Raw genomic sequence first — 26263 nt, forward strand, 5'->3', positions numbered from 1 at the left:
CCTTCGTCGTCTCCTCGTCGTCTTCGCGGTCTTCGCGCGCGCCTAGAAGAACTTGCGCGCCGCCCTCCTCAAGTCGTACTCGTGGATGATCGCCTTCGCGTGGCCGTACGCGAGGTCGTACTCGTGGCGGAGCCAGCTGACCTTCTCCTCGAAGCGAACGAGAGCCGGGCCGTCTTCTACGGTGCGGAGCCAGTCGGAGACTTCACGACCGGTGCAGTGGGGGATGCGGGCGAGCATGTTGCGGTGGGTCTCCTCGGAGAGGACGTGGGACATCGGCGCCTCCGGACGCAAAGGGGATGTAAGCCGGTCCTTCAGGTCACCGTGCCTGAGTGTTCGCGTGTTGGCAACAGTCCCGGCCCGGAGCGTACGGTTGCGCCGTGGTGGATACGACTCGTCTGACCCAGGCCGTGGATCACTTCGCCGACCGGCTGCGGGCGGCGCCCCAGTCCCGGTTGCAACGCGGAGCCGCGGCGGAGGCGCTGGGGCTGGCCAGGCAAATGGCCTCGCGGGCGCAGGCGCTGGAGGCGCCCGGCGTGGAGCCCCGGGTGATGCCGGACGCGGGGATGTTCGCCGCCGCGGACCAAATCACCGTCGCCGTGCACGACTTGGCCCTCGTCGTCACGGACGAGGGCCAGGTGGAGGAAGCGCTGGAGTGGGTGGCCGCGGCGCAGAAGCGGGCCGGGGTGTGAGGGGCGCGGGGGCGTTGTGACTCGGTTTGGGCGTCGCGGGGGCGCTGTGACTCTCGGTTCTGGCGTCGCGGTGGCGCGATGACCGACGCGATGACCCGGTCCGGGCGTCACAGGGACGCTATGACCCGGTCCGCCAGGATGTAGACGTTCTCCTCGCCGCAGGCGAAGGTCAGCGTGTACGCGCCCGAGATGCCCGAGCCGCCCAGCAGCACCGGCGTCTCGCCCGACCGCACGGCCGCGGACAGGCGCTCGGCGGTCTCCCGGTGGCCCGGGGTCATGCACAGGGTCGTGCCGTCGGCGAAGACGTAGACGTCGAGGGTGCCCAGCGGGCCCGGGCGGACGTCGGTCAGTTCGGTGCCGGCGGAGGCCAGTTCCTCCAGGGCGGCGACCGTGCGCTCGTGGTCGTTCACGACCGGTGACTGCACCGGCACGAAGTCCGGGTGCGAGGGGTGGCGGCGGCGGGCCGCGGCCAGCTCCGGGGACTCCCCGGCGAACTCGTCGGCCTCCATGCCGTGCTCGGCGACCGGCTCCAGCGGCTCCAGGCCCACGAAGTCGGACTGCCGGGGCAGGAACAGCTCGCTGTCGGTCAGGCCGAGCAGCGTGGGGGCGTCGGAGGCGTCACGGGCCTCCTGGGCCGCCCAGAACGCGCGGGCCTCGGCGAGTTCCCGCTCACGCTCCTCGGCGAGCGCCTCCGCCACGGCGGCGCGTATCTCGTCGGTGTCGGCGGAGAGGCGGGCGGCGGGCACGAGGCCCCGGACCGCTGCCGCGTTGCTCTCGGCCAGCTCGGTGCGCAGGGCTGCGATCTGTCGACGCAGGCCCACGAGCGTGCGCAGGACGGCGACGCCCACGGCGCCGGTGGCGGCCGTGGTGAGCAGCAAGGCGATGGGCATGGCGCTCACTGACGTACTCCCGGTTCAAAGTCGACCCCCGACTTCCTACATCAGCTTGAAGGGCGGACTAACCCGCTGTCAGTGCGTAACGTCACGAAACGGGCAGGACTTTGGGCCCGGGGTCTCTCGGTGAAGCGGCTCTGACCTGCGCGGATCCCTGTTCCGAGGGAGATAGGTCACATCCTGGGGGAGATTGGATCACAAATCGGCCCAGAACCTTGGACTTTCCTCGGTTCTGGGCCAAAGAGTGGCGCTGGGTTTCCGTACGGATACGGAGCGTTGGATTCAGGTCGGTTGGATCAGCTGAGGCGCTCGATGACCATCGCCATGCCCTGGCCGCCGCCGACGCACATCGTCTCCAGGCCGAACTGCTTGTCGTGGAACTGGAGGGAGTTGATGAGCGTGCCGGTGATACGGGCGCCGGTCATGCCGAAGGGGTGGCCCACGGCGATGGCGCCGCCGTTGACGTTCAGCTTGTCCGGGTCGATGCCGAGGTCGCGGTAGGAGGGGATCACCTGGGCGGCGAACGCCTCGTTGATCTCCACCAGGTCGATGTCGTCGATGGTGAGGCCGGCGCGGCGCAGGGCCTGCTGCGAGGCCTCCACCGGGCCGAGGCCCATGATCTCGGGGGAGAGGCCGGAGACGCCGGTCGACACGATGCGGGCGAGCGGGGTGAGGCCGAGCTCCGCCGCCTTCGTGTCGGACATGATCACGAGCGCGGCGGCGCCGTCGTTGAGCGGGCAGCAGTTGCCGGCGGTGACGAGGCCGTCGGGGCGGAAGACGGGCTTGAGGCCCTGGACGCCCTCCAGGGTGACGCCGGCGCGCGGGCCGTCGTCCTTGCTGACGACCGTGCCGTCGGGGAGGGTCACCGGGGTGATCTCGCGCTCCCAGAAGCCGTTCTTGATGGCTTCCTCGGCGAGGTTCTGGGAACGGACGCCGAACTCGTCCATGTCCTGGCGGGTGACGCCCTTCCAGCGGGCGAGGTTCTCGGCGGTCTGGCCCATCGCGATGTAGGCGTCCGGCACGAGGCCGTCCTCGCGCGGGTCGTGCCAGGTGGTGCCCTCCTGCTGCGCTACGGCGGCGGTGCGGGCCTCGGCCTCGGCGAAGAACGGGTTGTGCGTGTCGGGGAGGCTGTCGGAGTTGCCCTTGGCGAAGCGGGAGACCATCTCGACGCCGGCCGAGATGAAGACGTCGCCCTCGCCGGCCTTGATGGCGTGCAGGGCCATGCGGGAGGTCTGCAGGGAGGAGGAGCAGTAGCGGGTGATGGTGCAGCCGGGGAGGTGGTCCATTCCCATCTGCACGGCCACGATGCGGCCGAGGTTGTTGCCCTGCTCGCCGCCGGGGAGGCCGCAGCCGAGCATCAGGTCGTCGATGTCCTTCGGGTCCAGCTCGGGGACCTTGGCGAGGGCGGCCTGGATGATCGTGGCGGTGAGGTCGTCGGGGCGCAGGTCCTTGAGGGAGCCCTTGAAGGCGCGGCCGATGGGGGAGCGGGCGGTCGAGACGATCACGGCTTCGGGCATCAACGGCTCCATTGGCGTACGGGGTCGGCTGGGCTGTTTGGAAGTTACCCGTACGTATGGTTCAGGTCACGTGTGCGGGGGTGTGACTCGGGCCGCACTTTCTAAGCGCTTGCTTTCTCTCGCCCCCGCCGCCCCTACCCGTCCCGTCCTCCAGGGGCGCTGCCCCTTCGACCCCGCTGGGGGCTGCCGCCCCCAAACCCCCGCTTCGGCCTGAACGGCCTCGTCCTCAAACGCCGGACGGGCTGGATATAGCGACCGGCGCCTGCAAGCCCCCCGGGCCGCCGCCCCCTCGGGTGGGTGGGGGGTCGGGATGGTCGCTGCCTCGTCCTCAAACGCCGGACGGGCTGGAGGGGGACGGTTCCGGTTCTCCCAGCCTCCGGCGGCGCCTGCGCTTGAGCAGGGCCCATGGGCCCCGGGGGCCCGTGGGCATGGCTGCTGTGACCTCTGTGCCCGGTTCCGAGGCTGCTTCGGCGGCGGCGCGGGCGACGGGGAGGAAGCCTTCGCGGCGGGAGGCGTCGGGGCGGTCCTCCTCGGCCGGCCAGAGGCCGAGGGCGGCGCAGACCGTGGGGAGGACGGCCATGGCTGCCGTGGCGTAGCCCTCGGCGGAGGGGTGGTAGTTGTCGGGGCCGAACAGCTCACGCGGGTTCGCCTCGAACTCGGGGCCCAGCAGGTCGCCCAGCGACACCGTGCGGCCGCCCTGCTCGACGACGCCGATCGTCTGGGCGGCCGCCAACTGGCGCGAGGCCCGCCGGGCCAGCCAGCGCAGGGGCTGCTGGACGGGCTCGATCGTGCCCAGGTCGGGGCAGGTGCCGACGACGACCTCCGCGCCGGCGGTCCGCAGCCGCCGTACCGCCGTGGCGAGGCAGCGCACCGAGCGGGTCGGGGGCATCCGGTTGGTGACGTCGTTCGCGCCGATCATGATGACGCAGATGTCGGGCACCCGGGCGGAGTCCGCGAGGGCGAGCGCCACCTGGCGCTCCAGGTCGTCGGACCGGGCGCCGGGCAGCGCGACGTTGCGCAGGTCCACCGGCCGTTCCGCCACCGCGGCCAGGCCCGAGGCCAGCAGCGCGCCCGGCGTCTGCCCCGCCCGCCGTACGCCCTGGCCCGCGGCCGTGGAGTCGCCGAGCAGCACCAGCCGCAGGGGCGGTTCACCGGGAGAGGCGTAGCCGAGGCCGTACAGCCCCTCCGCGCGGGGTACGTGCGGGGAGGAGCCGTTGCCCACCTGGCGCTTGGCCAGCTGCACCTCCGCCAGCAGCAGCCCCACGGCCGCCGCACCGACCAGACCGACGCCGCCACCGCCGTACGCGGCGCCGGCCGCGATCCGCCGGGCCACCCTCGCCCTCGACATGCTCGTCATGCGTCGCCGCCACCTCCTCGAAGCCGTACATCCACTCCTTGCCCCGTACGGACGGTCGCCCAATCTCAACGGGGAGTGAACGGCCGTCGCGCGGCCCGCACAGGCCATAGGCTGGCGGAACCACTACGACCACATCTTTTGCAAGCATCCGGAGACAACGGTGCAATTCCACGACTCGATGATCAGCCTCGTCGGCAACACCCCGCTGGTGAGGCTCAACAACGTCACCAAGGGCATCCGGGCGACCGTCCTGGCCAAGGTGGAGTACTTCAACCCCGGCGGCTCCGTGAAGGACCGCATCGCCCTGCGCATGATCGAGGCCGCGGAGGAGAGCGGCGCGCTCAAGCCCGGGGGCACCATCGTGGAGCCGACCAGCGGCAACACCGGGGTCGGGCTGGCCATCGTGGCGCAGCAGAAGGGGTACAAGTGCATCTTCGTGTGCCCCGACAAGGTGAGCACCGACAAGATCAACGTGCTGCGCGCGTACGGGGCCGAGGTCGTCGTGTGCCCCACCGCCGTGGACCCCGAGCACCCGGACTCGTACTACAACGTCTCCGACCGGCTGGTGCGGGAGACGCCGGGCGCCTGGAAGCCCGACCAGTACTCCAACCCCAACAACCCGCTCTCCCACTACCACTCCACCGGCCCCGAGCTGTGGGAGCAGACGGAGGGGAAGATCACCCACTTCGTGGCCGGCGTGGGGACGGGCGGCACCATCTCCGGCACCGGGCGCTATCTGAAGGACGTCAGCGACGGCAAGGTCAAGGTCGTCGGCGCCGACCCCGAGGGGTCCGTCTACTCGGGCGGTTCGGGACGGCCGTACCTCGTCGAGGGCGTCGGTGAGGACTTCTGGCCGACCGCCTACGACCGGACCGTCGCCGACGAGATCGTGCCGGTGTCCGACAAGGACTCCTTCCAGATGACCCGGCGTCTGGCCAAGGAGGAGGGGCTCCTCGTCGGCGGCTCCTGCGGGATGGCCGTCGTCGCCGCGCTGCGGGTCGCCGAGCGGCTCACCGAGGACGACGTCGTCGTCGTACTGCTGCCGGACAGCGGCCGCGGCTACCTCTCCAAGATCTTCAACGACGAGTGGATGGCCGACTACGGCTTCCTGGAGGACGAGGGCCCCAGCGCCCGTGTCGGTGACGTCCTCAACGACAAGGAGCACGGCGCCATCCCGTCCCTCGTCCACATGCACCCGGACGAAACCGTCGGGCAGGCCATCGAGGTGCTGCGCGAGTACGGCGTCTCGCAGATGCCGATCGTGAAGCCGGGCGCCGGTCACCCGGACGTCATGGCCGCGGAGGTCGTCGGCTCGGTCGTCGAACGCGAGCTGCTGGACGCCCTGTTCACCCAGCGCGCCTCCCTGGACGACCCGCTGGAGAAGCACATGTCCGCCCCGCTGCCGCAGGTCGGCTCCGGCGAGCCGGTCGGCGACCTCATGCAGGTCCTCGGTTCGGCGGACGCCGCGATCGTCCTCGTAGAGGGCAAGCCGACCGGTGTGATCAGCCGGCAGGACCTGCTGGCCTTCCTCGCCAAGGGCGGTAAGTGACGGGAAACCTGCGGTGAACGGCGGGTGCGGGAGGGGAACTTCCGGCCGGTGGACTTCGCGGAAGTGGTACGCACGCGTCACGTCCACGCAGCACCCGCTTAACACGGGTCCGGCACATTAGTGGGTGTCGGCAGGGCGGGAGCGGCTCCCCGCCCCAGCCGGCGCCGAACGTCCAAGGACCTCCGGAGCGGCTCCCGGACCTCCATGGACGCCGGACGCCAGACCCGGCCCTGACCCGGTCGGCGTCCTTCGCGGGGACCGCCGTCGTCCCGCCCCCCGGCAACGGGGGTGCGGCGGTCCCCGCGCATACTTCTTCTACGCGCGCGTACTGGCCCAACTGCCCAGCAGCGCCAGCCGCTCCGCGGTCTCCGAGCCGGCTTCCGGGGTGTACACGACCATCGTCTGCTCCGGTTCCGAGCGGACCGCGAACGTCTCGTACGGCAGCGTGAGCAGACCCGCCACCGGATGGCTGACGCGCTTCACCCCGTGCACGCACGCCTGCACCTGGTGGTCGGCCCACAGCCGGCGGAACTCCTCGCTCTTCACGGACAGCTCGCCGACCCGTGCGCACAGCTCGGGGTCGTCGGGGTGGTGGCCCGCGTCCAGCCGCAGATGGGCGACCGTCTGGACGGCCACCGCCGCCCAGTCGGGGTACAGATCACGTGCGGCGGGGTCGAGGAAGACGTGGTGCGGGAGGTTGCGCCGGGCCCGCGGCATCCGGCTGAAGCCGGTCACCGCGTCGGCGAGGACGTTCCAGGCGAGCACCTCCAGACGGCGGCCCAGCACGAAGGCCGGGGTGCGGTCCATGCCGTCCAGCATCAGCTGCACGCCGGGCCGGACCCGCGCCGCGGCCGGGCGGTGGTCGCGTGCGCGCCGCGGGCGGGCGACGGTCCGCAAGTAGGCGCACTCGGTCTCGTCCAGCCGCAGCACCCGCGCCACCGCGTCCAGCACGGCGTCCGAGACATGCGGCCCGCGGCCCTGTTCGAGCCGGATGTAGTAGTCGACGCTCACCCCGGCCAGCTGGGCCACCTCCTCGCGGCGCAGCCCCGGCACCCGGCGGCGGCCGTGCGAGGCCAGCCCCACCTGCTCGGGCCGGATGCGGGCGCGGCGCGAGCGCAGAAAGTCTCCCAGTTCCCCGTCCATGGGTTCGATCGTAGGCGGGCGGGCGGTCCGGAACCTGGTACTGCCGGACCCAGGAAAAGCTCGTCCCTGGGTACGGCACCGGCGGGCGCGCAGGGTGGTCGGTGCCGCCGGGGAGACGCCCCGGCCGCGACCGAGGGAGCACAGCATGCCGTACGAGAACCTGACCGGCCGTACCGCCGTCGTCACCGGGGCCGCCAGCGGGATCGGCGAGGCCGTCGCCGTCCTGCTGGCCGGACAGGGGGCGAGGGTGGCGCTGCTGGCCCGGCGCGGGGAGCGTCTTGAGGCGCTCGCCGGGAAGATCCGGGCCGACGGCGGCGAAGCGCTGGCCGTGGTCGCGGACGTCACCGACGACGCCTCGGTGGCCGCGGCCGCGGACCGCGTCCACGACGCGTACGGGGGCGTCGACCTCGTCGTCAACTCCGCCGGGGTCATGCTGCCCAGCCCCGCCGAAGCCGGGGACATGGTGGCGTGGCAGCGGATGATCGACACGAACGTGAGCGGGGTGCTGCGGGTCACCCGGGCGTTCACCGCGGACCTGGTGGCCGCGGCCGCCGAGGGGCGTACGGCGGACCTGGTGAACATCTCCTCCGTCGCCGCGCACCTGACGTTCCCGAACTACGCGGTGTACGGGGCGACCAAGGCCGCGCTCACCCACCTGTCGCAGTCCCTGCGCACCGAGCTGGGGCCGAAGGACGTACGGATCACCAACGTCGAGCCGGGCTTCACCGAGAGCGAGCTGCGCGACCACGTCACCGACCCGGACCGGGCCCGGGAGCTGGACGGCATGCTGGCCGCGGTGGGCGCGCTGACCTCCCAGGAGGTCGCCGATCTGGTGGGGTACGCGACCAGCCGGCCGCGCCACGTCAACCTGCGGCAGGTGATGGTCCTGCCGACCCGGCAGGCCTGACGCCGGTCCGGTCAGTCCTCCCAGTCGCCGTCCTTGCGGGACCTGCGGCGGCGGAAGAGATCGGGGTGGGTGCGGGCCGCCTGGACGACGTTGACGCCGACGATGCCGGCCCAGGCGACCAGCAGGCCGGGCAGGTGGGCGACGCCGCCGCCGATCCCGGACAGCGGGATCGCCAGCACCAGCGAGACGATGCCGAAGCCGAAGCGCTCCCCGAAGGAGTCCGTCGGTTTCGGCGACCGGGAGCCCCGGGCCACCACCATCTGCTGCTCGGCCATCTGCCGCCGCACCCGGCGCTCCACCGCGCCGTCGATGCGCTGGTCGACCTTCTCCAGGAACGAGTCGACCAGCGCGGACTCGTACTCCTCGCCCAGTTCCCTGCGGGCCTGCAGGGAGGCGTTGAGTTCCTTCTTCAGTTCGGTGTCCCGCGCATCCATTCCGGTCATGACATCCACGGTAGGAAGCGCGACAGCGGGCCGCACTGGGGTTAGCCCCCCTGTTCGGCCGGGGGTCCCCCGCTACTGCACCAGCCCGTGCTGCTTCGCGTACGCGTTCGCCACGTCCTCGGGGTCCTTCTTGTCCTTGTCCACCTGGCGGTTGAGCTCGGTGAGCTGGGCGGTGGTGAGAGTGTTGCCGAGTTCGGCGAGGGCCCTGCGGACGGTGGAGTCGGCCTTGCGGTCGGCGATGAGGGGGACGATGTGCTGGCCGGGGATGAGGTTCTTCGGGTCGGTCAGGACCACCCAGTCGTTGGCCACGATGTCGGTGTCGGTGGTGAAGAGGTTCGCCACGTCCACGTCGCCCTTCTTCAGGGCGCCCTTGACCAGCGGGCCGGAGGAGTCGAGGGACTTGAACTCCTTGAACTCCACGCCGTAGACGTCCTTCAGGCCCACCACGCCGACCTCGCGCTTCTTCACCTCGGGCGCCGCGCCGATGACCAGCTCGCCGTTGCGCTTGCGCAGGTCGGCGAGGGAGGTCAGCCCGTACTTCGCGGCGGTCTCCCGCGTGACGACGAAGGCGTCGGAGTCCTCGGCCCTGCCGTACGGCAGGACCTGGAGACCGGCGGGGAGGGCCATGGTGAGGGCGTTCTGCATCTCGCCCTCCTCGGTGGCCGTCGCCTCGGGGGCGACGTAGTGGAGCAGCGCGCCCTGGTACTCGGGGAGCAGGTCGATGTCGCCGCCCTTGAGGGCGGGGATGAGGATCTCGCGGGTGCCGAGGTTGGGGCGGACCTTCACCTCGACCCCGGCCGCCGTGAGCACGGCCGCGTACAGGTACCCCAGCACCTGGTTCTCGGTGAAGTTGGCGGTGCCGATGGTGATGCCGCCCCTGCTGGAGCCGCCGCCGGCGCCGGTGGTGCCGTCGTTGTCGAGGGAGGTGATGCCGCCGGCGCAGGCGGACAGGGCGGGGACGGAGGCCGCCGCGAAGAGGCCGGCGAGGAGGGTGCGTCGGTTCATGTCCGGGGTCCTATGCGGTGCGGTGTCGGAAGAGGAGGCGCTGGAGGGCGGACAGGGCCAGGTCCAGGGCCACGGCCACCGCGGCGACCAGCACGGCGCCGCCGAGCACCTGGACGAGGTCGCGCTGGGCGAGCCCGTCGAAGACGTAGCGGCCGAGGCCGCCGAAGGAGACGTACGCGGCGATGGTGGCCGTGGCGACGACCTGGATCAGGGCCAGGCGCAGGCCGGTCATGATCAGGGGGAGGGCGAGGGGGAGTTCGACCTGGAACAGGACCTGGTGGCCGCGCATGCCCTGGCCGCGTGCCGCGTCCCTCACGTCCGGGTCGACGGCTGTCATGCCGGCGTAGGTGTTGGTGACGATCGCCGGGACCGCGAGGGCGACCAGGGCGACGTAGACCGGTGTCATGGACAGGCCGCTGATGAGGAAGACCAGCACGACCAGGCCGACGGTGGGCAGGGCGCGGCCGAAGGACGCCAGGTTGATGGCGAGGAACGCGCCCCGGCCCGTGTGACCGATCAGCAGGCCGACGGGGAGGCCGATGGCGGCCGCGACGAGGGTCGCCAGGAGCGAGTACTGGAGGTGTTCGGCGAGGCGGTGGGCGATGCCGTCGGGGCCCGTCCACTGCTCGTCGCTGACCAGCCAGCGGCCGAGGTTGCCGAGGAGTTCGTACATGTCAGGCTCGCCGCCTCCGCCAGGGGGTCAGTACGTACTGGAGTGCGACCAGAGCCGCGTCCGCGACCACGGCCAGCAGCAGGGTGAGGGCCACTCCGGCGATCACCGGGGTCGGGAAGTTGCGCTGGAAGCCGTCGGTGAAGAGCTGGCCGAGGCCGCCGTCGCCGATGTAGGTCGCGACGGACACCAGCGAGATCGACATGACCGTGGCGATGCGGACGCCCGCCATGATCACGGGGAGGGCGAGCGGGAGCTCGACGGTGAGCAGGGTCCGCAGCGGGCGGGTGCCCATCGCCTTCGCCGCCTCCTTCGTCTTCGCGGGGACCGAGTCCAGGCCCTCGACGGTGTTCCGCAGCAGGACGACCAGGGTGTAGATCGTCAGGCCGATGACGGTCGTGGTGCGGGTCAGGCCGCTGACCGGGAGCAGGAGAACGAAGACCGCGATCGACGGGATCGTGAACAGCACGTTCGACAGGCCGAGCAGGAAGCCGCGCAGGGGACGGATCCGGTGCGCGACCACCGCCAGCGGGAGCGAGATCAGCAGACCGAGGAGGACCGCGCCGAGGGCCGCCTGGAGGTGGGAGACCGTCAGTGTCGTCAGGTCGTCGGTGTGGCCCGATATCCAGGACCAGTCGATGGTCATGCGGCCACCCGTGCCTCGGTGTGGGCGCGGCCCGCGTGCTCGTGGATGTCGTCGCGGGAGGAGACGCCGGTGAGGACGCCGTCGGCGTCGACGCGGGCGACCAGGCCGGTGGGGGAGGCGACGGACTCGTTGAGCGCGGAGAGCAGCGAGTCACCGTCCCGCAGCGGCCGTACGGGGATCTCGGCGTCCCGCGAGGCCCAGTGCAGCGGCCTGCCCGCTTCGTCGAGTACGAGGGTCCAGGCGCCGCCCTCCGGTGCCGGGCCCTGCGGGACCTGCGCGAGGGTCTTCAGCGAGAGCAGCTTCAGTCCGCGCTCGGCGCCGAGGAAGTCGGCGACGAAGTCGTCGGCGGGGCGGGCCAGCAGCTCGGCCGGGGTGGCGCACTGCACCAGGTGGCCGCCGGTGCGGAAGACGGCGATGCGGTCGCCGAGCCGGACGGCCTCGTCGATGTCGTGCGTGACGAAGACGATGGTCTTGCTCAACTCTTTCTGGAGCCTGAGCAGTTCGTCCTGGAGCTGGGTGCGCACGACGGGGTCGACGGCGCCGAACGGTTCGTCCATGAGCAGCACCGGCGGGTCGGCGGCGAGGGCGCGGGCGACGCCCACGCGCTGCTGCTGGCCGCCGGAGAGCTGGTGCGGGTACCGCCTGCCCGCCTCGGCGGGCAGGCCGACGGTCTCCAGCAGCTCCGCCGCCCGTGCCCGGGCCCTGCGGCGGCCGTGGCCCAGCAGCAGCGGGACGGTGGCGATGTTGTCGAGCACCGTGCGGTGCGGGAAGAGGCCGGCCTGCTGGATGACGTAGCCGATGGAGCGGCGCAGTTCGGCGGCGTCCTGTTCGGTGACGTCCTTGCCGCCGACCCGGACCGTGCCGGAGGTCGGCTCGACCATCCGGTTGACCATCCGCAGGGTGGTCGTCTTGCCGCAACCGGAGGATCCGACCAGTACGGTGACGCCGCCTTCCGGCAGGTCGAGGGTGAGATCGTGAACCGCTGTCGTGCCGTTGGGGAAGCGCTTGTGCACCGCGTCGAACTGGATCATGAGATGTCCCTTGCCCGGCTGTATAACGTCATGCAGAGTTCTTGGTGTCTGAATAGGTTGTCAATGCTCCGGCGTTAATCCGAGGTAACGGATGACCGATGGGCAAGATGAGATGTCCGGATTGAGGGGAGTTTGGGCTTGATGTCGTCTCGGATCGTGGACAGCTCGGCGGTCGTGACTGCCGCGGCGGTGGAGCTCGACGGATGCGGGCTCACCGTCGCGGACGTCGTGCGGCTCGCCGACGGGGTCGCGTGGCCGGTCCCGCAGGAGGCGGCGATGAAGCGGGCCACCCGCTCCTGGGACGCCGCCCGGCAGATCGCCGCGACCGGGCGCGTCTACGGCCGTTCCACCGGCGTCGGCGCCAACCGGAACGAGGACGTGCCCACCGAGGCCGCCGCCGGGCACGGTCTGAGGCTGCTGCGCAGCCACGCCGGCGCCATCGGGGAGGAGGTGCCCGCCCGCCAGGTGCGCGCCATGCTCGCCGTCCGCGCCAACCAACTGCTCGCGGGCGGCGCCGGACTCAGGCCCAGCGTGGTCACCGCCCTGTGCGAGGCGCTGGAGAGCGGGGCGCACCCAGTCGTCAACGAGTTCGGCTCGGTCGGCACGGGGGACCTCACGGCGCTGGCGCAGGTGGGGCTGGCGCTGGCGGGAGAGCATCCGTGGCGGGGGCCGGACGGGACCGTTCGGCCAGGGGGTCCCGGTGTGAACGGGCCGGGCGGCTCCGTGACGGGTGTGCCCGAGCCCCAACCGCTGGACAACAACGACGCCCTCGCCCTGATAAGCAGCAACGCCCTCACCCTCGGCCAGGCCGCCCTCGCCCTGCACGAACTGCGTGGACTCATCGCCGCCACGCAGGTCGTCGCCGCGCTCTCACTGCTCGCCGTCGACGGCTCCCACGAGGCCTACGCCGCCCCCGTGCACGAGGCCCGCCCGCACCGCGGCTCCACCGAAGTCGCCCGCCGCATGCGGCAGTTGATCGGCGCCGCCGACCGGCCCGCCCCGCCGCTCGGCCGGATCCAGGACCCGTACGGCTTCCGCTGCCTGCCCCAGATCCACGGGCCCGCGCACGACGCCGCCGACGCCCTGGAGGCCGTACTCGCGGTGGAGATCAACGCCGCCGCCGAGAACCCGCTGATCTCCCCCGACGACCTGGCCGCCTACCACCACGGCGGCTTCTACCAGGCTCAACTCGCCCTCGCCCTGGACCACTTCCGCCTCGCGGTCACCCAGGTGGCCCGGCTGTCCACGTCCCGCCTCTCCACCCTCAACGAGCCCGCCTACACCCGGCTGAAGCCCTTCCTCGCCGACCACGAGCCCGCCTCGTCCGGCGTGATGATCCTGGAGTACGCGGCCGCCGCCGCCCTGGGCGACCTGCGGGCGTTCTCGGCCCCCGCGTCGCTCGGCCACGCTGTACTCTCCCGTGGCGTCGAGGAACAGGCCAGCTTCGCCTCGCTCGCCGCACGGCAGACGCTGCGCGCGTGCGGCGCGTACCGTCTCGTCGTCGGCTGCGAACTCGTCGCCGCCGTACGGGCGCTGCGCCAGCGCGACCTCAAGCCCGAACCGGGCCTCCCGGCCGCCCGGGCGCTGGAGCTCGCCGAAGCGGTGCTCGACGAGGACCAGGCCGACCGGCCGCTCACGGACGACGTGACGGCGGCGGCCGCACTGCTGGACCGGTTCACGGACATCTGGAGGGGGAACGGCGCATGAGCGCGCAGAGCGACACGGGGACCGCCGACACTCCTGCGGCACGGCTGCAGGCGATCTTCGAGGGGCACCGGCTGACCCCGACCCAGCGGCGCATCGCGCACAGCATGGTCCGGCGCGCCGCCGACGTGCCCTTCCTCTCCAGCGTCGAACTGGCCGAGCTGGCCGGGGTCAGCCAGCCGTCCGTGACCCGCTTCGCGGTCGCCCTCGGCTTCGACGGCTACCCGGCCCTGCGCCGCCACCTGCGCGAGGTCGCGCCCGCCGAACCGGCCGCCGCCCCGGGCTCGTTCAACGAGTACCAGCAGGCCGTCGAGGCCGAGATCGAGAACCTGAAGCACCTGGCGGAGGCGCTGGCCGACCCGCGGCCCGTGCAGCGGGCGGGCCGGATCCTGGCCGGCTCCCGGCCCCTGCCCGTGCTCGGGCTGCGCGCCGCCGCCTCCCAGGCCTACGGCTTCGCCTACTTCGCCGCCAAGGTCCACCCGGACGTCCGGCTGCTCAACGAGGGCGGCACGATGATCCACGACCGTATCGACGCCTGCGTACGGGCGGGCGCCACGGCCCTGCTGTGCTTCGCGCTGCCCCGGCACCCGCGCGAGGTGCTGGACACCCTGGCCTACGCCAGGGAGGCCGGGCTGACGGTCGTGACGGTCGCCGACTCCGCCTTCGCGCCCGTCGCCAAGGCCTCCGACCTGCTGCTGCCCGCTGCCGTCGGCACGGGCCTCGCCTTCGACACCGCGTGCGCGCCGATGCTGCTGGGGCGGGTGCTGCTGGAGGCCATGTGCGACGACCTGCCGGACGCGCAGGGGAGGCTGGAGGAGTTCGACGCGCGGGCGGCGGCGCGGGGGCTCTTCGTGGAGTGAGCGAGACTCCGCCGCGGTTCTCAGATTTGTCTCACACAGAGCCGCTACCCTCCCCGCCACTGTGAATCCGACACGACGAGGAGGCGGGACGTGGCAGGTGGAGTTCGTGGAAGACGGGGCCTGGCCCGGGTGGCCGTCGTCGTACGGGCCGGAGCGGCTCCGCTGTGGTGGCTCGGGGTGCTCGCGGCCGGTATCGGGGTGCTGGTGCCGGGGGTGACCGGACGTCGGATCGGCGTGATGGGCGGTGCGGCGCTGTTCATCCTCACGACGGCCGCCGTGGCCTGCTGGCGGCGCAGGCGCTACACCGCGCTGGCCCGGGGCGCCGCCCGCGCGAGCAAGCACGACGTGCTCCAGGACCGTGCGGTGAGCGTACGCAACTGGCGCCGCGGACACCGCTGGTGGCTGCTGCTCGCCTTCGCCGCGGCGCTGGGCAGCGCCTTCGCCGTACCCGCGGCGGGCGGCATGCTGCTCGCCGGGGCAGGCGCCGGACTGTGGCTGAAGTCCGCCTGGATCGGGCGGCTGGAGCGGGCCGGGGAGGCTCTGCTGTGGGTGCGGGTGGACTGGCTCGCACCCGGCGGCGGGCGACCGGCCGGGAAGCCGGTCAAGGCCTTCCGCAGCACCGGTCTCGCGGCGGGCGACGCGGCCCCGGGCGGGGCGCGACGCCGCGCCGACGTGCTGGTCTAGGTCAGACCTCCAGATCCTGCTCGATCTTCTTCAGCTGGTGGCGGGCCATCGCCAGGTTGGCCCGCTTGGCGTCGAGCACCAGGTAGAGGAAGAGGCCGTTGCCGCTGCGCCCGCTGATCAGCCGGATCAGGTGGTACTGGTCGCTCAGGGTGATCAGCATGTCCTCGATCTCGCCCTTGAGGCCGAGGTGCTCCATGGTGCGCATCTTGGCGCGCACGACATCGGTGTTGCCGGCCGCGGCCACACCCAGGTCGAAGGTCTTGCTGCCGCCCAGGGTGCCGAGAGCCATACCGCTCGTGTAGTCGACGAGCGCGACTCCGGTCGCGCCCTCGATCGCGGTCAGGCACTCCTTGAGCGAGGTTTCGGTGTTCGCCATGACGGGGGTTCCTCTCAACTTTCCGTGGTGGTGCGCGGTTGGGTGGTGGGTGTGGTGGTACGCCGCTCGCGGGCGGCCCTGGCCCGGGTGCTCGGGGCCCTGGCGGGCGACCTCGCCCGGACGGCGGCCTCGGCCTCGTCGACCAGCTCCCCGATCCGGGTGGCGGCGCGGCGGCCCTCCAGATGGAGGCGCCCCACGCTCACGTCGTCCCGGGCCAGCACGGTCAGCACGGCGCTGTGGCCCGCCGCGTAGGTGGCCACATAGCCGTCCGTGCCGCGCACGAGCAGCTCGCGCAGCTCGCCCCGGGCGGTGACGTCGGTCAGCCGCACGGCGACGCCGAGTGCGCTGGCGGTGAGCGCGGCGACGCTCTCCGGCTCGACGCCCAGGGCGTCCTCGGCGAGGACGAGGCCGTCGACGCCGGCGGTCAGGGAGGCGGTCAGCTGCGGGACGCGGGCCCGGAGCCGGTGGAGTTCGTCGAGTATCAGCGGCTCGGCCGCCATCAGGTGTCTCCTCTGTCGGTCAAAGGGCCTCCAGCGCATCCCGGACTCTCTTCAGCAAGGCGATGTCGGGGTCGTCGGGTGGTGGGACATGGGCGAAAGGCGGGGCGTGCGGGCCCGGCCCGGCCGAGGGGCTCGGCCGGGGGCGCGCCGGAAGGCCGGGCCGGGCCGGGGGCGGGGCCGTGCTCCCGGTGCGTCGCGCGGACAGGATCCCCGCCGCCGCCAGGCGCCGGGCGTCCACCAGGGTGTGGAAGGCCGGGCGGCCCAGGGCCCGCGCGATGTCCGGTGCCGTCCGTACGCCGTCCAGGAGGTCCACGACCGCCCGCTGGCGCGCGGTGAGGGCCGGGGGCGCGGCCCGGTCGGTACGGACCAGGGGGGCGCTGTCGGTGGCCGGGTCGGGCCATATGCGGTCCAGCAGCTCGCGGCGGCGCAGGGTCTCGCGCTCCACGGCCGCCACCGGTACGGGGCGGACCGGACCGAGCCAGTGGGGGGTGCCGTAGCGGAAGCGGCCCGGGGTGCTGCTGGAGGAGAGGGCGAAGTAGGCGGCGTCGTAGAGCGTGCCCAGGTGGCACAGTTCCAGCGTGCCGCGGGTGAGGTGGCCGCCGTCGACGAGGAAGCGGCCGACCCCGCGGCCCATCGCCTCCTGCCAGGCGGCGGCGTCGAGGGTGCCGTGGGCGGTGAGGAGGACGTCGAGACCGGGGGCGGACGGGCTCTCGGCGTGCACCACCCGGCCCTCGGCGAGGTAGAGCGTGCCGCGCTCGCGCAGCAGGACGCCGGTGGCCCGCTCGGCGGCGAGCCGCCGCAGCATCGGGGAGAGGCCGCGCGCCACCCGCGCCACCCGGTCGCCGGCCGTGGCCCGGTCCCGTACCGGCAGGCGGGGCGGCGGGGGCGTGGCCGGGGTGTCCTGGATCGCGGTCATACCAGCACCAGCCGTCCGGCCACGTCCCCCAGGCGGATGCGTGCCAGCGCGAGGTTGCCCTCCGCGCGGTCCAGCCACAGGTGCAGGAACACACTGCTGTCGAAGGACGTCGGCACGAACCGCAGCACGTGGTAGCTGTCCCGGTTGCTGACGATCAGGTCTTCGACCGGCGGGTCCACCGGGTCGCCGCCGTCCGGGCCGGCACCGGGCGCGAACGCCCGGTGCTCGGCGGCCAGCCGGGCGAGCTCGGCGGCCTCCGCCGCGCTCGCCTCCGGATCGTCGCCGGGGCAGTCGCCGACCGTGCCCAGGGCCAGCCCGCTGGTCCAGTCGACCAGCGCGGCGCCCCTGGCGCCGGGCAATTGCATGGCCTCCAGCAGGCACTCGTCGATTCCGGGCACCGTGGCTCCCCTCCTGCCGGGGTGTTCGGCTGAGTGACGCCGAAACTACGCACCGTGTGAGCGAGGAGTGAGCGTTCTGGCATTTTCCGGTGGAACGTGCCGCCGACCGCTAATGTGGGTCAACTTGCCTTGTTGCAGGACCTGTTGAACCGCAGATCGGCGGGGGTGCGTCAAGGGCGACCGGGTGCGGCGAGGGTGGTGAGAGCGGACGCGTGCGCCCCTCCCGACTCGGCCACGATCTCGTCGAGCCGCTGCGGCTCGCGCACGGTCGCGAAGGCGACGCCCCCGGATCCGTCCGGCGCGAAGCCGTACACACCCGGCCGGGCCAGGGAGTTGTACCCGTAGTGGTGCGCGAAGTAGTACGCGCCCGTGTCCAGCGCCGCCGCGTGGTCGCCCTGCTCCAGCAGCGGCAGCGCCCGTGCCTCGGCGAGCAGGTCGCCCGCGAAACAGGCCGGGCCGGCGATGTCCTGGAACACCTCGGTGCCCGACTTCGGCCGCCCCTTCGCGTCGTACGCGGCGATCCGCAGCGGCCAGGACCCGGGTGCGTACACCGTCCGCGTCGCGACCTGCACGCCCGCGTGCGTGACCGCGACCGGCCGGCCGCCCGCGCTCTTGGCGTACTCCACCCGGGCCACCACCGTCCCGTGCTTGGCCAGCAGCGACCTGCCGAACTCGGTGACCAGCCCGTACCGCCCGTCGAACAGCCCCGGCACCGCCTCGCTCAGCAGCCGCGCGTACTGCGCGTACGTCGGCGCCGTCGCGTCCGAGGCGAAGTTCACCGGCAGCCCGCCGCCGATGTCGATCGTGTCGATCTGCCGCCGCCCGACCAGGTCATTGATCTCCTCGGCGAGCGCGTACGTCTCCGCCACGCCCCGGGCCATCAGGGACAGCGGGATGCCCTGGGAGCCGCTGTGCGCGTGCAGCCGGGACAGCCACGGCCGGTCCAGATACGCCCGCACCACCCACTGCCGGGCGCCCTCGTCGCGCAGAGCCACCCCGAACTTCGAGGTCGCCGTGGCCGTCGAAAGCGCCTCGATGGAGCCGCCGCCGACCTGCGGATTCACCCGGATGCCGAGCGGGGAGCGGCTGGGCGCGGACCTCATCAGGGCGTCGATGCGGTCCAGCTCCTGCGGATTGTCGGCGTTGACGGCGATGCCGAGCGCCAGCGCCTCGCGCAGTTCGGCGGCCGTCTTGGCCGGGGAGTCCAGCACCGTCCGCGCGGGCGGCAGCCCCGCCGCGCGCGCCAGGGCCAGCTCGCCGGGGCTCGCCACCTCCGCGCCGATCCCCTCCTCGTGCAGCAGCCGCAGCACCGGGACCAGCGGGGTCGCCTTGACCGCGAAGGCGTGCAGCACCGGCGTGCCGGGCGCGGTCACCGCGTCGAACGCCGCCCGCAGCTGTGCCGCCGACTCCCGGATGCCGGTGACGTCGAGCAGACCGATGATCGGGGAGTCGGCCCCCAGCAGCCCCTGCTCCACGGCGGCCCGCACCGCCTCGTCCCGGCGCGCGGCCCGCTCGCCCTCGCCCGTCCGACCGTCCTCGACCCTGTCGTCCTTGACCTTGTCGTCCTTGACCCTGTCCACAACGTCCCCCGTGTGTCGTCGCCCGGGACCCCGTGCGCCCGGGACCACGTATCCAGACAAACATCCGCGAGCGCCCGGCGCTGGCTCACGGACGTATTGACTAGCTCTATTCATGGCGCCAGGATGTGAATAACGGCAGCAACAATCCGCACAGGAGGCAGACCATGTCAGGACCCCGCCCCGTACGAGCACCGCGCGGTACGGAACTGAGCGCCCTGGGATGGCAGCAGGAGGCCGCCCTGCGGATGCTGCAGAACAACCTCGATCCCGAGGTCGCCGAACACCCCGACAAGCTCGTCGTCTACGGCGGCACCGGCAAGGCGGCCCGCGACTGGCGCTCCTTCGACGCGATGGTGCGGACGCTGAAGGGGCTGAAGCAGGACGAGACGATGCTCGTCCAGTCGGGCCGCCCGGTCGGCGTCATGCAGACCCACGAATGGGCCCCGCGCGTACTCATCGCCAACTCCAACCTCGTCGGCGACTGGGCCAACTGGGAGGAGTTCCGCCGCCTGGAGGCCCTCGGCCTGACCATGTACGGGCAGATGACCGCCGGCTCCTGGATCTACATCGGCACCCAGGGCATCCTCCAGGGCACCTACGAGACCTTCGCCGCCGTCGCCGCCAAGAAGTTCGGCGGCACGCTGGCCGGGACGATCACCCTCACCGCCGGCCTCGGCGGCATGGGCGGCGCCCAGCCCCTCGCCGTCACCATGAACGACGGCGTCGCGATCTGCGTCGACTGCGACCCGCGCGCCATCGACCGCCGCATCGAGCACCGGTACCTCGACGTCAGGGCCGACTCCCTCGACCACGCCCTCCAGCTGGCCGTAGAGGCGCGCGACGCCCGCCGCCCCCTCTCCATCGGCGTCCTCGGCAACGCCGCCGACCTCGTCCCGCAACTGCTCGCCATGGGCGCGCCCATCGACATCGTCACCGACCAGACCTCGGCCCACGACCCGCTGGCCTACCTGCCCACGGGCATCGCCTTCGAGGACATGGCCGACGCCGCCGCGAAGGACCCGGCCGGGTTCACGGTGCGCGCGCGTGAGTCGATGGCGAAGCACGTCGAGGCCATGGTCGGCTTCATGGACGCCGGTGCCGAGGTCTTCGACTACGGCAACTCCATCCGCGGCGAGGCCCAACTCGCCGGATACGACCGGGCGTTCGCCTTCCCCGGCTTTGTCCCCGCCTATATCCGCCCGCTGTTCTGCGAGGGCAAGGGCCCCTTCCGGTGGGCCGCGCTGTCCGGCGAGGCCTCCGACATCGCCAAGACCGACAAGGCCATCCTGGAGCTGTTCCCCGAGAACGAGTCCCTCGCCCGCTGGATCAGGATGGCCGGGGAACGGGTCCACTTCCAGGGCCTGCCCGCGCGGATCTGCTGGCTCGGCTACGGCGAGCGCGACAAGGCCGGCGAGCGGTTCAACGACATGGTGGCGAGCGGCGAGCTGGCGGCTCCGCTGGCGATCGGGCGTGACCACCTGGACTGCGGTTCCGTCGCCTCCCCGTACCGCGAGACCGAGGCCATGCTCGACGGCTCCGACGCGATCGCCGACTGGCCGCTGCTGAACGCGATGGTGAACGTGGCGTCGGGCGCCTCCTGGGTCTCCCTGCACCACGGCGGCGGCGTCGGCATGGGACGGTCCATCCACGCGGGCCAGGTGACGGTGGCCGACGGCACGAAGCTCGGCGGCGAGAAGATCCGCCGGGTGCTCACCAACGACCCCGGCATGGGCGTCATCCGGCACGTGGACGCCGGGTACGACATCGCCGAGTCGGTCGCCGACGAGCGCGGCGTCCGGGTTCCGATGCGTGAGGGTGACCCGGCGTGACGGACGACGGCAACTCTCCGGTGGGGGCCGAGGCATCGCGGCCGGGCGCGGGCCCGGCTGTGCCCACCCGTTCCGCCCTGCGGAACGACTGCCCACAGCCTGTACGGGCTGAGGGCCCGCAGCCTGGGCGGGGTGGTTCCTTTCATGAGATGTGGCGGGAGCTGCTTCCCATCGGCCGGCACGGTGAGTCCCGTGGGTACCGGCGCTACGCCTGGACCGCCGCCGACGCCGAGTGCCGGGCCTGGTTCCGGGCGCAGGCCGAGGCGCGCGGGCTGGTGTACGAGGTGGACCGGAACGGCAACCAGTGGGCGTGGCTCGGGGACCCGGCCGCCGGGGACGCCGTCGTCACCGGGTCGCATCTGGACTCCGTGCCGGACGGAGGTGCCTTCGACGGGCCCCTCGGGGTCGTGTCCTCCTTCGCCGCGCTCGACGAACTGCGCGGCAGGGGCGCCCGGTTCACCAAGCCCCTCGCCATCGCCAACTTCGGCGACGAGGAGGGTGCCCGCTTCGGGCTCGCCTGTGTCGGCTCCCGGCTCACCGCCGGACAGCTCACCGTCGAGAACGCGCACCGGCTGACCGACGGGGACGGGATCAGCCTGCCCCGGGCCATGGAGGCCGCCGGGTACGACCCCGACGCCATCGGGCCGGACCCGGAGCGGCTCGCCCGGATCGGCGCCTTCGTCGAACTCCACGTCGAGCAGGGCCGGGCGCTGGACCTGTCCGGCGACCGGGTCGGCGTGGCCAGCGCCATCTGGCCGCACGGACGGTGGCGGTTCGACTTCCGCGGCGAGGCCAACCACGCGGGGACCACGCGGCTGGCCGACCGGCGCGACCCCATGCTGTCGTACGCCGAGACCGTGCTCGCCGCCCGCAGGGAGGCCGAACTCGCCGGTGCCGTCGCCACCTTCGGCAAGATCGCCGTCGAGCCGAACGGCGTCAACGCCATCCCGTCCCTCGTGCGCGGCTGGCTGGACTCCCGCGCCGCCGACCAGGCGAGCCTCGACGCCGTGGTCAGCGGGGTCGAGCGGGCCGCCCGCGAGTACGCCGCGGCCCACGGCGTCGACCTCGACGTCGTCCGGGAGTCCTTCACCCCGGTCGTCGAGTTCGACCACGCCCTGCGCGACGAACTGGCCCGGATCCTGGGCCGGGACACCGACCTGAAGGTGCCCGTCCTGGGCACGGGTGCCGGACACGACGCCGGGATCCTCTCCGGGACGATCCCGACCGCCATGCTGTTCGTGCGCAACCCCACCGGCGTCTCGCACTCCCCGGCCGAGTTCGCGGCCGAGGACGACTGCACGGCCGGTGTGCTCGCACTCGCCGACGTACTGGAAGGACTGGCCTGCACGTGACACAGACGTACTGGCTGGAGCACGCCTGGCTCGCCACCCACGTCGAGCCGGGCGTGGCACTCGACGTGGCCGACGGCCGCATCACCGCCGTCCGCACCGGCGTGACCACCCCGCCCCCCGGCGCCGAGATCCTCCGCGGCCTGACCCTCCCGGGCCTGGCCAACGCCCACTCGCACGCCTTCCACCGGGCCCTGCGCGGCACGGTCCAGGTCGGCTCCGGCACCTTCTGGACCTGGCGCGAGGTCATGTACGCCACGGCCGACCGGCTCACCCCGGACAGCTACCACGCCCTCGCCCGCGCCGCGTACGCCGAGATGGCCCTGGCCGGCATCACCGCCGTCGGCGAGTTCCACTACGTCCACCACGCCCCCGGCGGCACCCCGTACGCCGACCCGAACGCGATGGGCGAGGCGCTGGTCGCGGCGGCCGCCGACGCCGGCATCCGCATCACCCTGCTCGACACCTGCTACCTGTCCGCCGGCTTCGGGCAGCCGCCCAACACCCACCAGCTCCGCTTCTCCGACGGCAGCGCGGAGGCCTGGGCCGAACGCTGTTCAGTTCTCAAGGAACGGGATCACGCACGGATCGGGGCGGCGATCCACTCCGTACGGGCCGTGCCCGCCGGCCAGTTGGCGACCGTGGCACGGTGGGCCGAGGAGCGGCGGGCCCCGCTGCATGTGCACCTGTCCGAGCAGACCGCCGAGAACGAGGCATGCCAGCAGGCCCACGGGCGCACCCCGACGCAGCTCCTCGCCGAGCACGGCGTGCTCGGGCCGCGCACCACCGGCGTCCACAACACGCACCTCACGGACGAGGACATCGCCCTCATCGGCGGCAGCGGCACCGGCACCTGCATGTGCCCGACGACCGAACGGGACCTCGCGGACGGCATCGGACCCGCGGCCGCGCTGCAACGGGCGGGCTCCCCGCTCTCCCTCGGCTCCGACAGCCATGCCGTCGTCGACCTGCTCGAAGAGGCCCGCGCGATGGAGCTGAACGAACGCCTGCGCACCCGCACCCGCGGACACTGGACGGCCGCCGCGCTGCTGCGCGCCGCCTCCGCCGACGGTCACGCGGCCCTCGGCTGGGACGGGGCGGGCACCATCGAGGCGGGCGCGCTCGCCGACCTCACGACGGTCGCGCTGGACTCGGTCAGGACAGCGGGGCCGCTGCCCGGGCTCGGCGCCGAGACCGCCGTATTCGCCGCGACGGCAGCGGACGTACGGCACACGATCGTGGCAGGACGGCATGTCGTACGCGACGGGGCGCACACGCTCGTGCCCGATGTGCCGCAAGCCCTCGCGCGGGCAGTCGAAGCCCTCCGCGCCTGACGACCACCCACGAGGACGCCATGAGCAGCACGGTCATCACCAACATCGCCACACTGGTCACCAACGACCCCTCCCTCGGTGACAACTCCCCCCTCGGTCTGATCCAGGACGCGGCCGTCGTCATCGACGGCGACCGCATCGCGTGGACCGGTGAATCAAGCAAAGCACCCGCCACTGACAATCGCGTCGACGCGGGCGGCCGGGCGGTCCTGCCCGGCTTCGTCGACTCCCACTCCCACCTGGTCTTCGCGGGCGACCGGACGCAGGAGTTCAACGCGCGCATGTCAGGCCGGAGTTACACGGCCGGCGGCATCCGCACGACGGTGGCCGCCACCCGGGCCGCGAGCGACGGGGAACTGGAGGCCAACCTCACCCGTTATCTCGCCGAGGCCCTGCGCCAGGGCACGACCACGTTCGAGACCAAGTCGGGCTACGGCCTGACCGTCGCCGACGAGGCGCGCGCCCTGCGGATCGCCGCCGCCCACACCGACGAGGTCACCTACCTCGGCGCGCACATCGTCTCCCCCGACTTCGCCGACGACCCGGCCGGCTATGTCGCCCTGGTCACCGGCGAGATGCTCGACGCCTGCGCGCCGCACGCCCGCTGGATCGACGTCTTCTGCGAGAAGGGCGCCTTCGACGGCGACCAGGCGCGCGCGATCCTCGGCGCGGGCAAGGCCAAGGGACTGCACCCGCGCATCCACGCCAACCAGCTGTCCTACGGCCCCGGCGTGCAACTGGCCGTCGAGCTGGACGCGGCCAGCGCCGACCACTGCACGCATCTGACCGACGCGGACGTGGACGCGCTGGCGAGCGGGGACACCGTCGCCACGCTGCTGCCCGGCGCCGAGTTCTCCACCCGAGCCGAGTGGCCGGACGCACGGCGTCTCCTCGACGCGGGGGTCACCGTGGCGCTGTCCACGGACTGCAACCCGGGTTCGTCGTTCACGTCGTCCGTGCCGTTCTGCATCGCGCTCGCGGTACGGGACATGGGGATGACGCCGGACGAGGCGGTCTGGTCGGCCACGGCGGGCGGGGCGCGGGCGCTGCGCCGCACGGACGTCGGCCGCGTGGCCCCCGGCGCGCGCGCCGACCTGGTCCTCCTGGACGCCCCCAGCCATGTCCACCTGGCCTACCGGCCGGGTGTGCCGCTGGTCAGCGGGGTGTGGAGGCGCGGGGCGCGGGTGCTGTGAGCGACGGCGGGCCCGGTGCGGACCGGGGCGACGCGGCACCGCCGGCCGTGCGGCGGCGTGCGCGATCGTTCACGTCGCCCCGGCCCGCCACCGCTGCGCTGTGGCGCCGTTCGCCGGCTGGAGGCCCACGGAGCCGGTGCCGGAGGACGTCACCGCGTGGCCGGGGGCGACGGCCGGGCGGATCAGGCCCGCGGCGTCGACGGTGAAGCGGAGGTTCTGGCCGTTGCGGCCGTCGACGGAGGAGCAGGGCCAGATCCCGACGCCCCGGTCCGTCGCACCGCGGCTGTCGAGGCAGTAGTCGGGGTCGGCCGCGGACTGGAGGACGGCGCGGGACGCGTCGACACGCCAGCGCTGGGTGGGGGAGCCGGTGCAGGGGGCGGTGACGACGTCGATGCCCTTGTCGAAGCCGCCGACGACGTCCAGGCAGCGGCCCGAGGCGACGTTCACGACCTGGGCGTAGCGGGAGCCGGGCGGGTAGTGCTGCGTCGGAGTCGGGGTCGGGGTCGGCGTGGGAGTCGGCGTGGGGGAGGGGCGCGGCGGCTTCTTCGGCTCGGGGCTCCTCGTCGGAGAGGGCGACCCGGTGGACGGTGTGGCCGAGACGGTCGCCGTCACCGTGACCGGAGGGGGCGTCGGGAGGTCCGTCGGGCTGTTCGCCGCGCTCACCGGGTCCTGACCGTCCGGGGCGGAGCCGCCCTGGGGGAGCAGGAACAGCAGCAGGGGCGCCAGTGCCACCCCGAGCGCCGCCGAGGCCAGTCCCACCCGGCGGGACAGCGGCCACGTACCGGTGCCGGGCAGCAGGCGCTCGGCCGGGCCCGCCGACTCCTCCGTGACGTACGCCGTCCCGCCCCACGGCAGCAGGCCCGCGCCCAGCGTCCCGCGCGGGTCGTCGCGCAGGGCCGACAGTTCCTCGTGCGCCGCCGTGCAGGTCGCGCAGCGGGCCATGTGGGCGTACAGGTCGGTGCTGCCGCGAGGGCTGTCCGGCCGTACGGACTCCTCGATGAGACGGTCGAAGTCGCGGCAGTCGGGGTCCGCGGAGGCGGTGAGGCGGGCGCGCAGGCAGGCGCGGCCCAGGTGGTGGAGCGCCCCGGCCGTCCCGTAGGTCACGTCCTCCCGGGTGACGCCGAGGAAACGGGCGGTCGTCGCGTCGGGCTCGCGCTCGACGACCGCGTACCAGATCAGGCCCTGGGTGCGGGCGGGCAGGGACTGGAAGGGCGGGAGGACGGGCGGCACGGGGCCGTCGGGGCCTGCCGTGTTCAGGACCAGCAGCAGGCTCGGGTCGAGGCCCGCCGCGCGTTCGTCCGCCGCCCACTGCGCGGCCAACCGCCCGGTCAGCAGCAGGAGTCGGTGCCGCCAGGGCACGCCGGGATCGATGCCGCGGGCCGTCTCGCGGGCCGCGAGGGTGAACGACTGCGCCGCCAACTGCCGGGCCACGGAGTCGCCCGTGGTGCACAGCCGGGCGTACGCGAGCACCGCCCGCAGATGGCGGGCGCGCAGTTCCTGGAGCGCCGCGTACGCGGTGGCGGAGTCGGCGCGCAGCAGTTCGGTGAGCCGCGCGTCACTGTCGTCGCCCAGCGTCATGGGCCTGCCTCCTTGAAGCCGTCAAACCCGCCGGAGTTCGTGCGTACCGGCGGGCATGACGGCTCATAGTGGAGGAAGGGAACCCGGGGGGAAAGGGTTTCCGTGGGTAACC

26 protein-coding genes are annotated in these 26263 nt (G+C 73.0%); 10 read left to right on the forward strand and 16 right to left on the reverse strand.

Annotation, left to right across the window (positions count from 1 at the left end; genetic code table 11):
* Nucleotides 1-42: 42 nt before the first annotated feature.
* The gene (locus ICC28_RS19440) at nucleotides 43-273 is read right to left on the reverse strand and encodes a DUF4287 domain-containing protein (protein ID WP_188289886.1); all 231 of its coding nucleotides are present in this window, start codon (nucleotides 271-273) and stop codon (nucleotides 43-45) included.
* Between the two features lie 104 nt (nucleotides 274-377).
* Here ICC28_RS19440 and ICC28_RS19445 point away from each other — a divergent pair, with 104 nt between their 5' ends.
* Complete coding sequence (locus tag ICC28_RS19445) at nucleotides 378-689, forward strand: hypothetical protein (protein ID WP_188289887.1); 312 nt, start codon at nucleotides 378-380, stop codon at nucleotides 687-689.
* A 107-nt stretch (nucleotides 690-796) separates the two neighbouring features.
* Here ICC28_RS19445 and ICC28_RS19450 read toward each other — a convergent pair whose 3' ends face one another.
* The 3 genes from ICC28_RS19450 to ICC28_RS19460 all read right to left on the reverse strand — a co-directional run bounded on the left by ICC28_RS19450 (nucleotide 797) and on the right by ICC28_RS19460 (nucleotide 4456).
* Nucleotides 797-1579, reverse strand: a complete 783-nt coding sequence (locus tag ICC28_RS19450; protein WP_188289970.1) for a hypothetical protein — start codon at nucleotides 1577-1579, stop codon at nucleotides 797-799.
* 299 nt (nucleotides 1580-1878) lie between these two features.
* The gene (locus tag ICC28_RS19455) at nucleotides 1879-3099 is read right to left on the reverse strand and encodes an acetyl-CoA C-acetyltransferase (protein ID WP_188289888.1); all 1221 of its coding nucleotides are present in this window, start codon (nucleotides 3097-3099) and stop codon (nucleotides 1879-1881) included.
* Nucleotides 3100-3427: 328 nt separating this feature from the next.
* A complete protein-coding gene (locus tag ICC28_RS19460) occupies nucleotides 3428-4456 on the reverse strand; it encodes an SGNH/GDSL hydrolase family protein (protein WP_188289889.1) in 1029 nt (342 codons plus the stop codon).
* Nucleotides 4457-4616: 160 nt separating this feature from the next.
* On the opposite strand from ICC28_RS19460, the gene ICC28_RS19465 reads away from it, so the two are divergent.
* Nucleotides 4617-6005 carry a cystathionine beta-synthase gene (locus ICC28_RS19465; RefSeq protein ID WP_188289890.1) on the forward strand — a complete coding sequence of 463 codons (1389 nt, stop codon included), beginning with the start codon at nucleotides 4617-4619 and terminating at the stop codon, nucleotides 6003-6005.
* A gap of 315 nt (nucleotides 6006-6320) precedes the next feature.
* Here ICC28_RS19465 and ICC28_RS19470 read toward each other — a convergent pair whose 3' ends face one another.
* Nucleotides 6321-7148 carry a helix-turn-helix transcriptional regulator gene (locus ICC28_RS19470; RefSeq protein ID WP_188289891.1) on the reverse strand — a complete coding sequence of 276 codons (828 nt, stop codon included), beginning with the start codon at nucleotides 7146-7148 and terminating at the stop codon, nucleotides 6321-6323.
* Between the two features lie 145 nt (nucleotides 7149-7293).
* Between ICC28_RS19470 and ICC28_RS19475 the strand changes: the two genes are divergently transcribed.
* Nucleotides 7294-8055, forward strand: a complete 762-nt coding sequence (locus tag ICC28_RS19475; RefSeq protein WP_188289892.1) for an SDR family oxidoreductase — start codon at nucleotides 7294-7296, stop codon at nucleotides 8053-8055.
* Nucleotides 8056-8066: 11 nt separating this feature from the next.
* Here the strand turns inward: ICC28_RS19475 and ICC28_RS19480 are convergent, their stop codons facing one another.
* The 5 genes from ICC28_RS19480 to ICC28_RS19500 all read right to left on the reverse strand — a co-directional run bounded on the left by ICC28_RS19480 (nucleotide 8067) and on the right by ICC28_RS19500 (nucleotide 11850).
* A complete protein-coding gene (locus ICC28_RS19480) occupies nucleotides 8067-8498 on the reverse strand; it encodes a hypothetical protein (RefSeq protein ID WP_188289893.1) in 432 nt (143 codons plus the stop codon).
* Between the two features lie 72 nt (nucleotides 8499-8570).
* Nucleotides 8571-9503: an ABC transporter substrate-binding protein gene (locus ICC28_RS19485; RefSeq protein WP_188289894.1), complete on the reverse strand. Its 933-nt coding sequence runs from the start codon at nucleotides 9501-9503 to the stop codon at nucleotides 8571-8573.
* 10 nt (nucleotides 9504-9513) lie between these two features.
* Nucleotides 9514-10176 (reverse strand): ABC transporter permease, encoded by a 663-nt coding sequence (locus ICC28_RS19490; protein WP_188289895.1) that lies wholly within the window; start codon nucleotides 10174-10176, stop codon nucleotides 9514-9516.
* A 1-nt stretch (nucleotide 10177) separates the two neighbouring features.
* Complete coding sequence (locus ICC28_RS19495; RefSeq protein WP_188289896.1) at nucleotides 10178-10819, reverse strand: ABC transporter permease; 642 nt, start codon at nucleotides 10817-10819, stop codon at nucleotides 10178-10180.
* Entirely contained in the window at nucleotides 10816-11850 is a 1035-nt protein-coding gene (locus ICC28_RS19500) for an ABC transporter ATP-binding protein (RefSeq protein WP_188289897.1), read from the reverse strand. The genes ICC28_RS19495 and ICC28_RS19500 overlap by 4 nt, the downstream gene beginning before the upstream one ends.
* A gap of 141 nt (nucleotides 11851-11991) precedes the next feature.
* On the opposite strand from ICC28_RS19500, the gene ICC28_RS19505 reads away from it, so the two are divergent.
* The 3 genes from ICC28_RS19505 to ICC28_RS19515 all read left to right on the forward strand — a co-directional run bounded on the left by ICC28_RS19505 (nucleotide 11992) and on the right by ICC28_RS19515 (nucleotide 15098).
* On the forward strand, nucleotides 11992-13557 hold the full coding sequence (locus tag ICC28_RS19505; RefSeq protein ID WP_188289898.1) for an aromatic amino acid ammonia-lyase: 1566 nt from the start codon (nucleotides 11992-11994) through the stop codon (nucleotides 13555-13557).
* Complete coding sequence (locus tag ICC28_RS19510) at nucleotides 13554-14414, forward strand: MurR/RpiR family transcriptional regulator (RefSeq protein WP_188289899.1); 861 nt, start codon at nucleotides 13554-13556, stop codon at nucleotides 14412-14414. Before ICC28_RS19505 ends, ICC28_RS19510 begins: the two co-directional genes overlap by 4 nt.
* 90 nt (nucleotides 14415-14504) lie before the next feature.
* Complete coding sequence (locus ICC28_RS19515) at nucleotides 14505-15098, forward strand: hypothetical protein (protein WP_188289900.1); 594 nt, start codon at nucleotides 14505-14507, stop codon at nucleotides 15096-15098.
* 1 nt (nucleotide 15099) lies between these two features.
* Here the strand turns inward: ICC28_RS19515 and ICC28_RS19520 are convergent, their stop codons facing one another.
* From ICC28_RS19520 to ICC28_RS19540, 5 genes are all read right to left on the reverse strand, one after another.
* Nucleotides 15100-15474: a hypothetical protein gene (locus ICC28_RS19520; RefSeq protein WP_188289901.1), complete on the reverse strand. Its 375-nt coding sequence runs from the start codon at nucleotides 15472-15474 to the stop codon at nucleotides 15100-15102.
* Between the two features lie 14 nt (nucleotides 15475-15488).
* A complete protein-coding gene (locus ICC28_RS19525; protein WP_188289902.1) occupies nucleotides 15489-15974 on the reverse strand; it encodes a roadblock/LC7 domain-containing protein in 486 nt (161 codons plus the stop codon).
* Nucleotides 15975-15993: 19 nt separating this feature from the next.
* Nucleotides 15994-16890 (reverse strand): transcriptional regulator, encoded by an 897-nt coding sequence (locus ICC28_RS19530; RefSeq protein WP_188289903.1) that lies wholly within the window; start codon nucleotides 16888-16890, stop codon nucleotides 15994-15996.
* The gene (locus ICC28_RS19535; protein WP_188289904.1) at nucleotides 16887-17288 is read right to left on the reverse strand and encodes a hypothetical protein; all 402 of its coding nucleotides are present in this window, start codon (nucleotides 17286-17288) and stop codon (nucleotides 16887-16889) included. Before ICC28_RS19535 ends, ICC28_RS19530 begins: the two co-directional genes overlap by 4 nt.
* Before the next feature lie 170 nt (nucleotides 17289-17458).
* Nucleotides 17459-18775: a diaminopimelate decarboxylase gene (locus ICC28_RS19540; protein ID WP_411158610.1), complete on the reverse strand. Its 1317-nt coding sequence runs from the start codon at nucleotides 18773-18775 to the stop codon at nucleotides 17459-17461.
* Nucleotides 18776-19032: 257 nt separating this feature from the next.
* Between ICC28_RS19540 and hutU the strand changes: the two genes are divergently transcribed.
* The 4 genes from hutU (at nucleotide 19033) to hutI (ending at nucleotide 24573) form a co-directional block, all read left to right on the forward strand.
* The gene (gene hutU, locus ICC28_RS19545; protein ID WP_188289906.1) at nucleotides 19033-20697 is read left to right on the forward strand and encodes a urocanate hydratase; all 1665 of its coding nucleotides are present in this window, start codon (nucleotides 19033-19035) and stop codon (nucleotides 20695-20697) included.
* Between the two features lie 149 nt (nucleotides 20698-20846).
* Nucleotides 20847-22049, forward strand: a complete 1203-nt coding sequence (locus ICC28_RS19550) for an allantoate amidohydrolase (RefSeq protein WP_223189088.1) — start codon at nucleotides 20847-20849, stop codon at nucleotides 22047-22049.
* Nucleotides 22040-23380, forward strand: a complete 1341-nt coding sequence (locus tag ICC28_RS19555; RefSeq protein ID WP_223189126.1) for a formimidoylglutamate deiminase — start codon at nucleotides 22040-22042, stop codon at nucleotides 23378-23380. Before ICC28_RS19550 ends, ICC28_RS19555 begins: the two co-directional genes overlap by 10 nt.
* A 20-nt stretch (nucleotides 23381-23400) precedes the next feature.
* Nucleotides 23401-24573 carry an imidazolonepropionase gene (gene hutI / locus ICC28_RS19560; protein WP_188289908.1) on the forward strand — a complete coding sequence of 391 codons (1173 nt, stop codon included), beginning with the start codon at nucleotides 23401-23403 and terminating at the stop codon, nucleotides 24571-24573.
* Between the two features lie 69 nt (nucleotides 24574-24642).
* Here hutI and ICC28_RS19565 read toward each other — a convergent pair whose 3' ends face one another.
* The gene (locus tag ICC28_RS19565) at nucleotides 24643-26151 is read right to left on the reverse strand and encodes an RICIN domain-containing protein (RefSeq protein WP_188289909.1); all 1509 of its coding nucleotides are present in this window, start codon (nucleotides 26149-26151) and stop codon (nucleotides 24643-24645) included.
* Nucleotides 26152-26263 lie beyond the last annotated feature (112 nt).

The organism is Streptomyces sp. TRM68416, assembly GCF_014596915.1.
Classification (GTDB): domain Bacteria; phylum Actinomycetota; class Actinomycetes; order Streptomycetales; family Streptomycetaceae; genus Streptomyces.

Bases quoted from the DNA above. Each gene is read 5' to 3' on its own strand.
- ICC28_RS19520 (WP_188289901.1), bottom strand. From the start codon at position 15,474: ATGGCGAACACCGAAACCTCGCTCAAGGAGTGCCTGACCGCGATCGAG.
- ICC28_RS19510 (WP_188289899.1), top strand. From the start codon at position 13,554: ATGAGCGCGCAGAGCGACACGGGGACCGCCGACACTCCTGCGGCACGG.
- ICC28_RS19495 (WP_188289896.1), bottom strand. From the start codon at position 10,819: ATGACCATCGACTGGTCCTGGATATCGGGCCACACCGACGACCTGACG.
- ICC28_RS19550 (WP_223189088.1), top strand. From the start codon at position 20,847: ATGTGGCGGGAGCTGCTTCCCATCGGCCGGCACGGTGAGTCCCGTGGG.
- ICC28_RS19450 (WP_188289970.1), bottom strand. From the start codon at position 1,579: ATGCCCATCGCCTTGCTGCTCACCACGGCCGCCACCGGCGCCGTGGGC.
- ICC28_RS19525 (WP_188289902.1), bottom strand. From the start codon at position 15,974: ATGGCGGCCGAGCCGCTGATACTCGACGAACTCCACCGGCTCCGGGCC.
- ICC28_RS19485 (WP_188289894.1), bottom strand. From the start codon at position 9,503: ATGAACCGACGCACCCTCCTCGCCGGCCTCTTCGCGGCGGCCTCCGTC.
- ICC28_RS19475 (WP_188289892.1), top strand. From the start codon at position 7,294: ATGCCGTACGAGAACCTGACCGGCCGTACCGCCGTCGTCACCGGGGCC.
- ICC28_RS19530 (WP_188289903.1), bottom strand. From the start codon at position 16,890: ATGACCGCGATCCAGGACACCCCGGCCACGCCCCCGCCGCCCCGCCTG.
- ICC28_RS19500 (WP_188289897.1), bottom strand. From the start codon at position 11,850: ATGATCCAGTTCGACGCGGTGCACAAGCGCTTCCCCAACGGCACGACA.
- ICC28_RS19440 (WP_188289886.1), bottom strand. From the start codon at position 273: ATGTCCCACGTCCTCTCCGAGGAGACCCACCGCAACATGCTCGCCCGC.
- ICC28_RS19480 (WP_188289893.1), bottom strand. From the start codon at position 8,498: ATGACCGGAATGGATGCGCGGGACACCGAACTGAAGAAGGAACTCAAC.
- ICC28_RS19455 (WP_188289888.1), bottom strand. From the start codon at position 3,099: ATGCCCGAAGCCGTGATCGTCTCGACCGCCCGCTCCCCCATCGGCCGC.
- ICC28_RS19470 (WP_188289891.1), bottom strand. From the start codon at position 7,148: ATGGACGGGGAACTGGGAGACTTTCTGCGCTCGCGCCGCGCCCGCATC.
- ICC28_RS19460 (WP_188289889.1), bottom strand. From the start codon at position 4,456: ATGACGAGCATGTCGAGGGCGAGGGTGGCCCGGCGGATCGCGGCCGGC.
- hutI (WP_188289908.1), top strand. From the start codon at position 23,401: ATGAGCAGCACGGTCATCACCAACATCGCCACACTGGTCACCAACGAC.
- ICC28_RS19505 (WP_188289898.1), top strand. From the start codon at position 11,992: ATGTCGTCTCGGATCGTGGACAGCTCGGCGGTCGTGACTGCCGCGGCG.
- hutU (WP_188289906.1), top strand. From the start codon at position 19,033: ATGTCAGGACCCCGCCCCGTACGAGCACCGCGCGGTACGGAACTGAGC.
- ICC28_RS19490 (WP_188289895.1), bottom strand. From the start codon at position 10,176: ATGTACGAACTCCTCGGCAACCTCGGCCGCTGGCTGGTCAGCGACGAG.
- ICC28_RS19565 (WP_188289909.1), bottom strand. From the start codon at position 26,151: ATGACGCTGGGCGACGACAGTGACGCGCGGCTCACCGAACTGCTGCGC.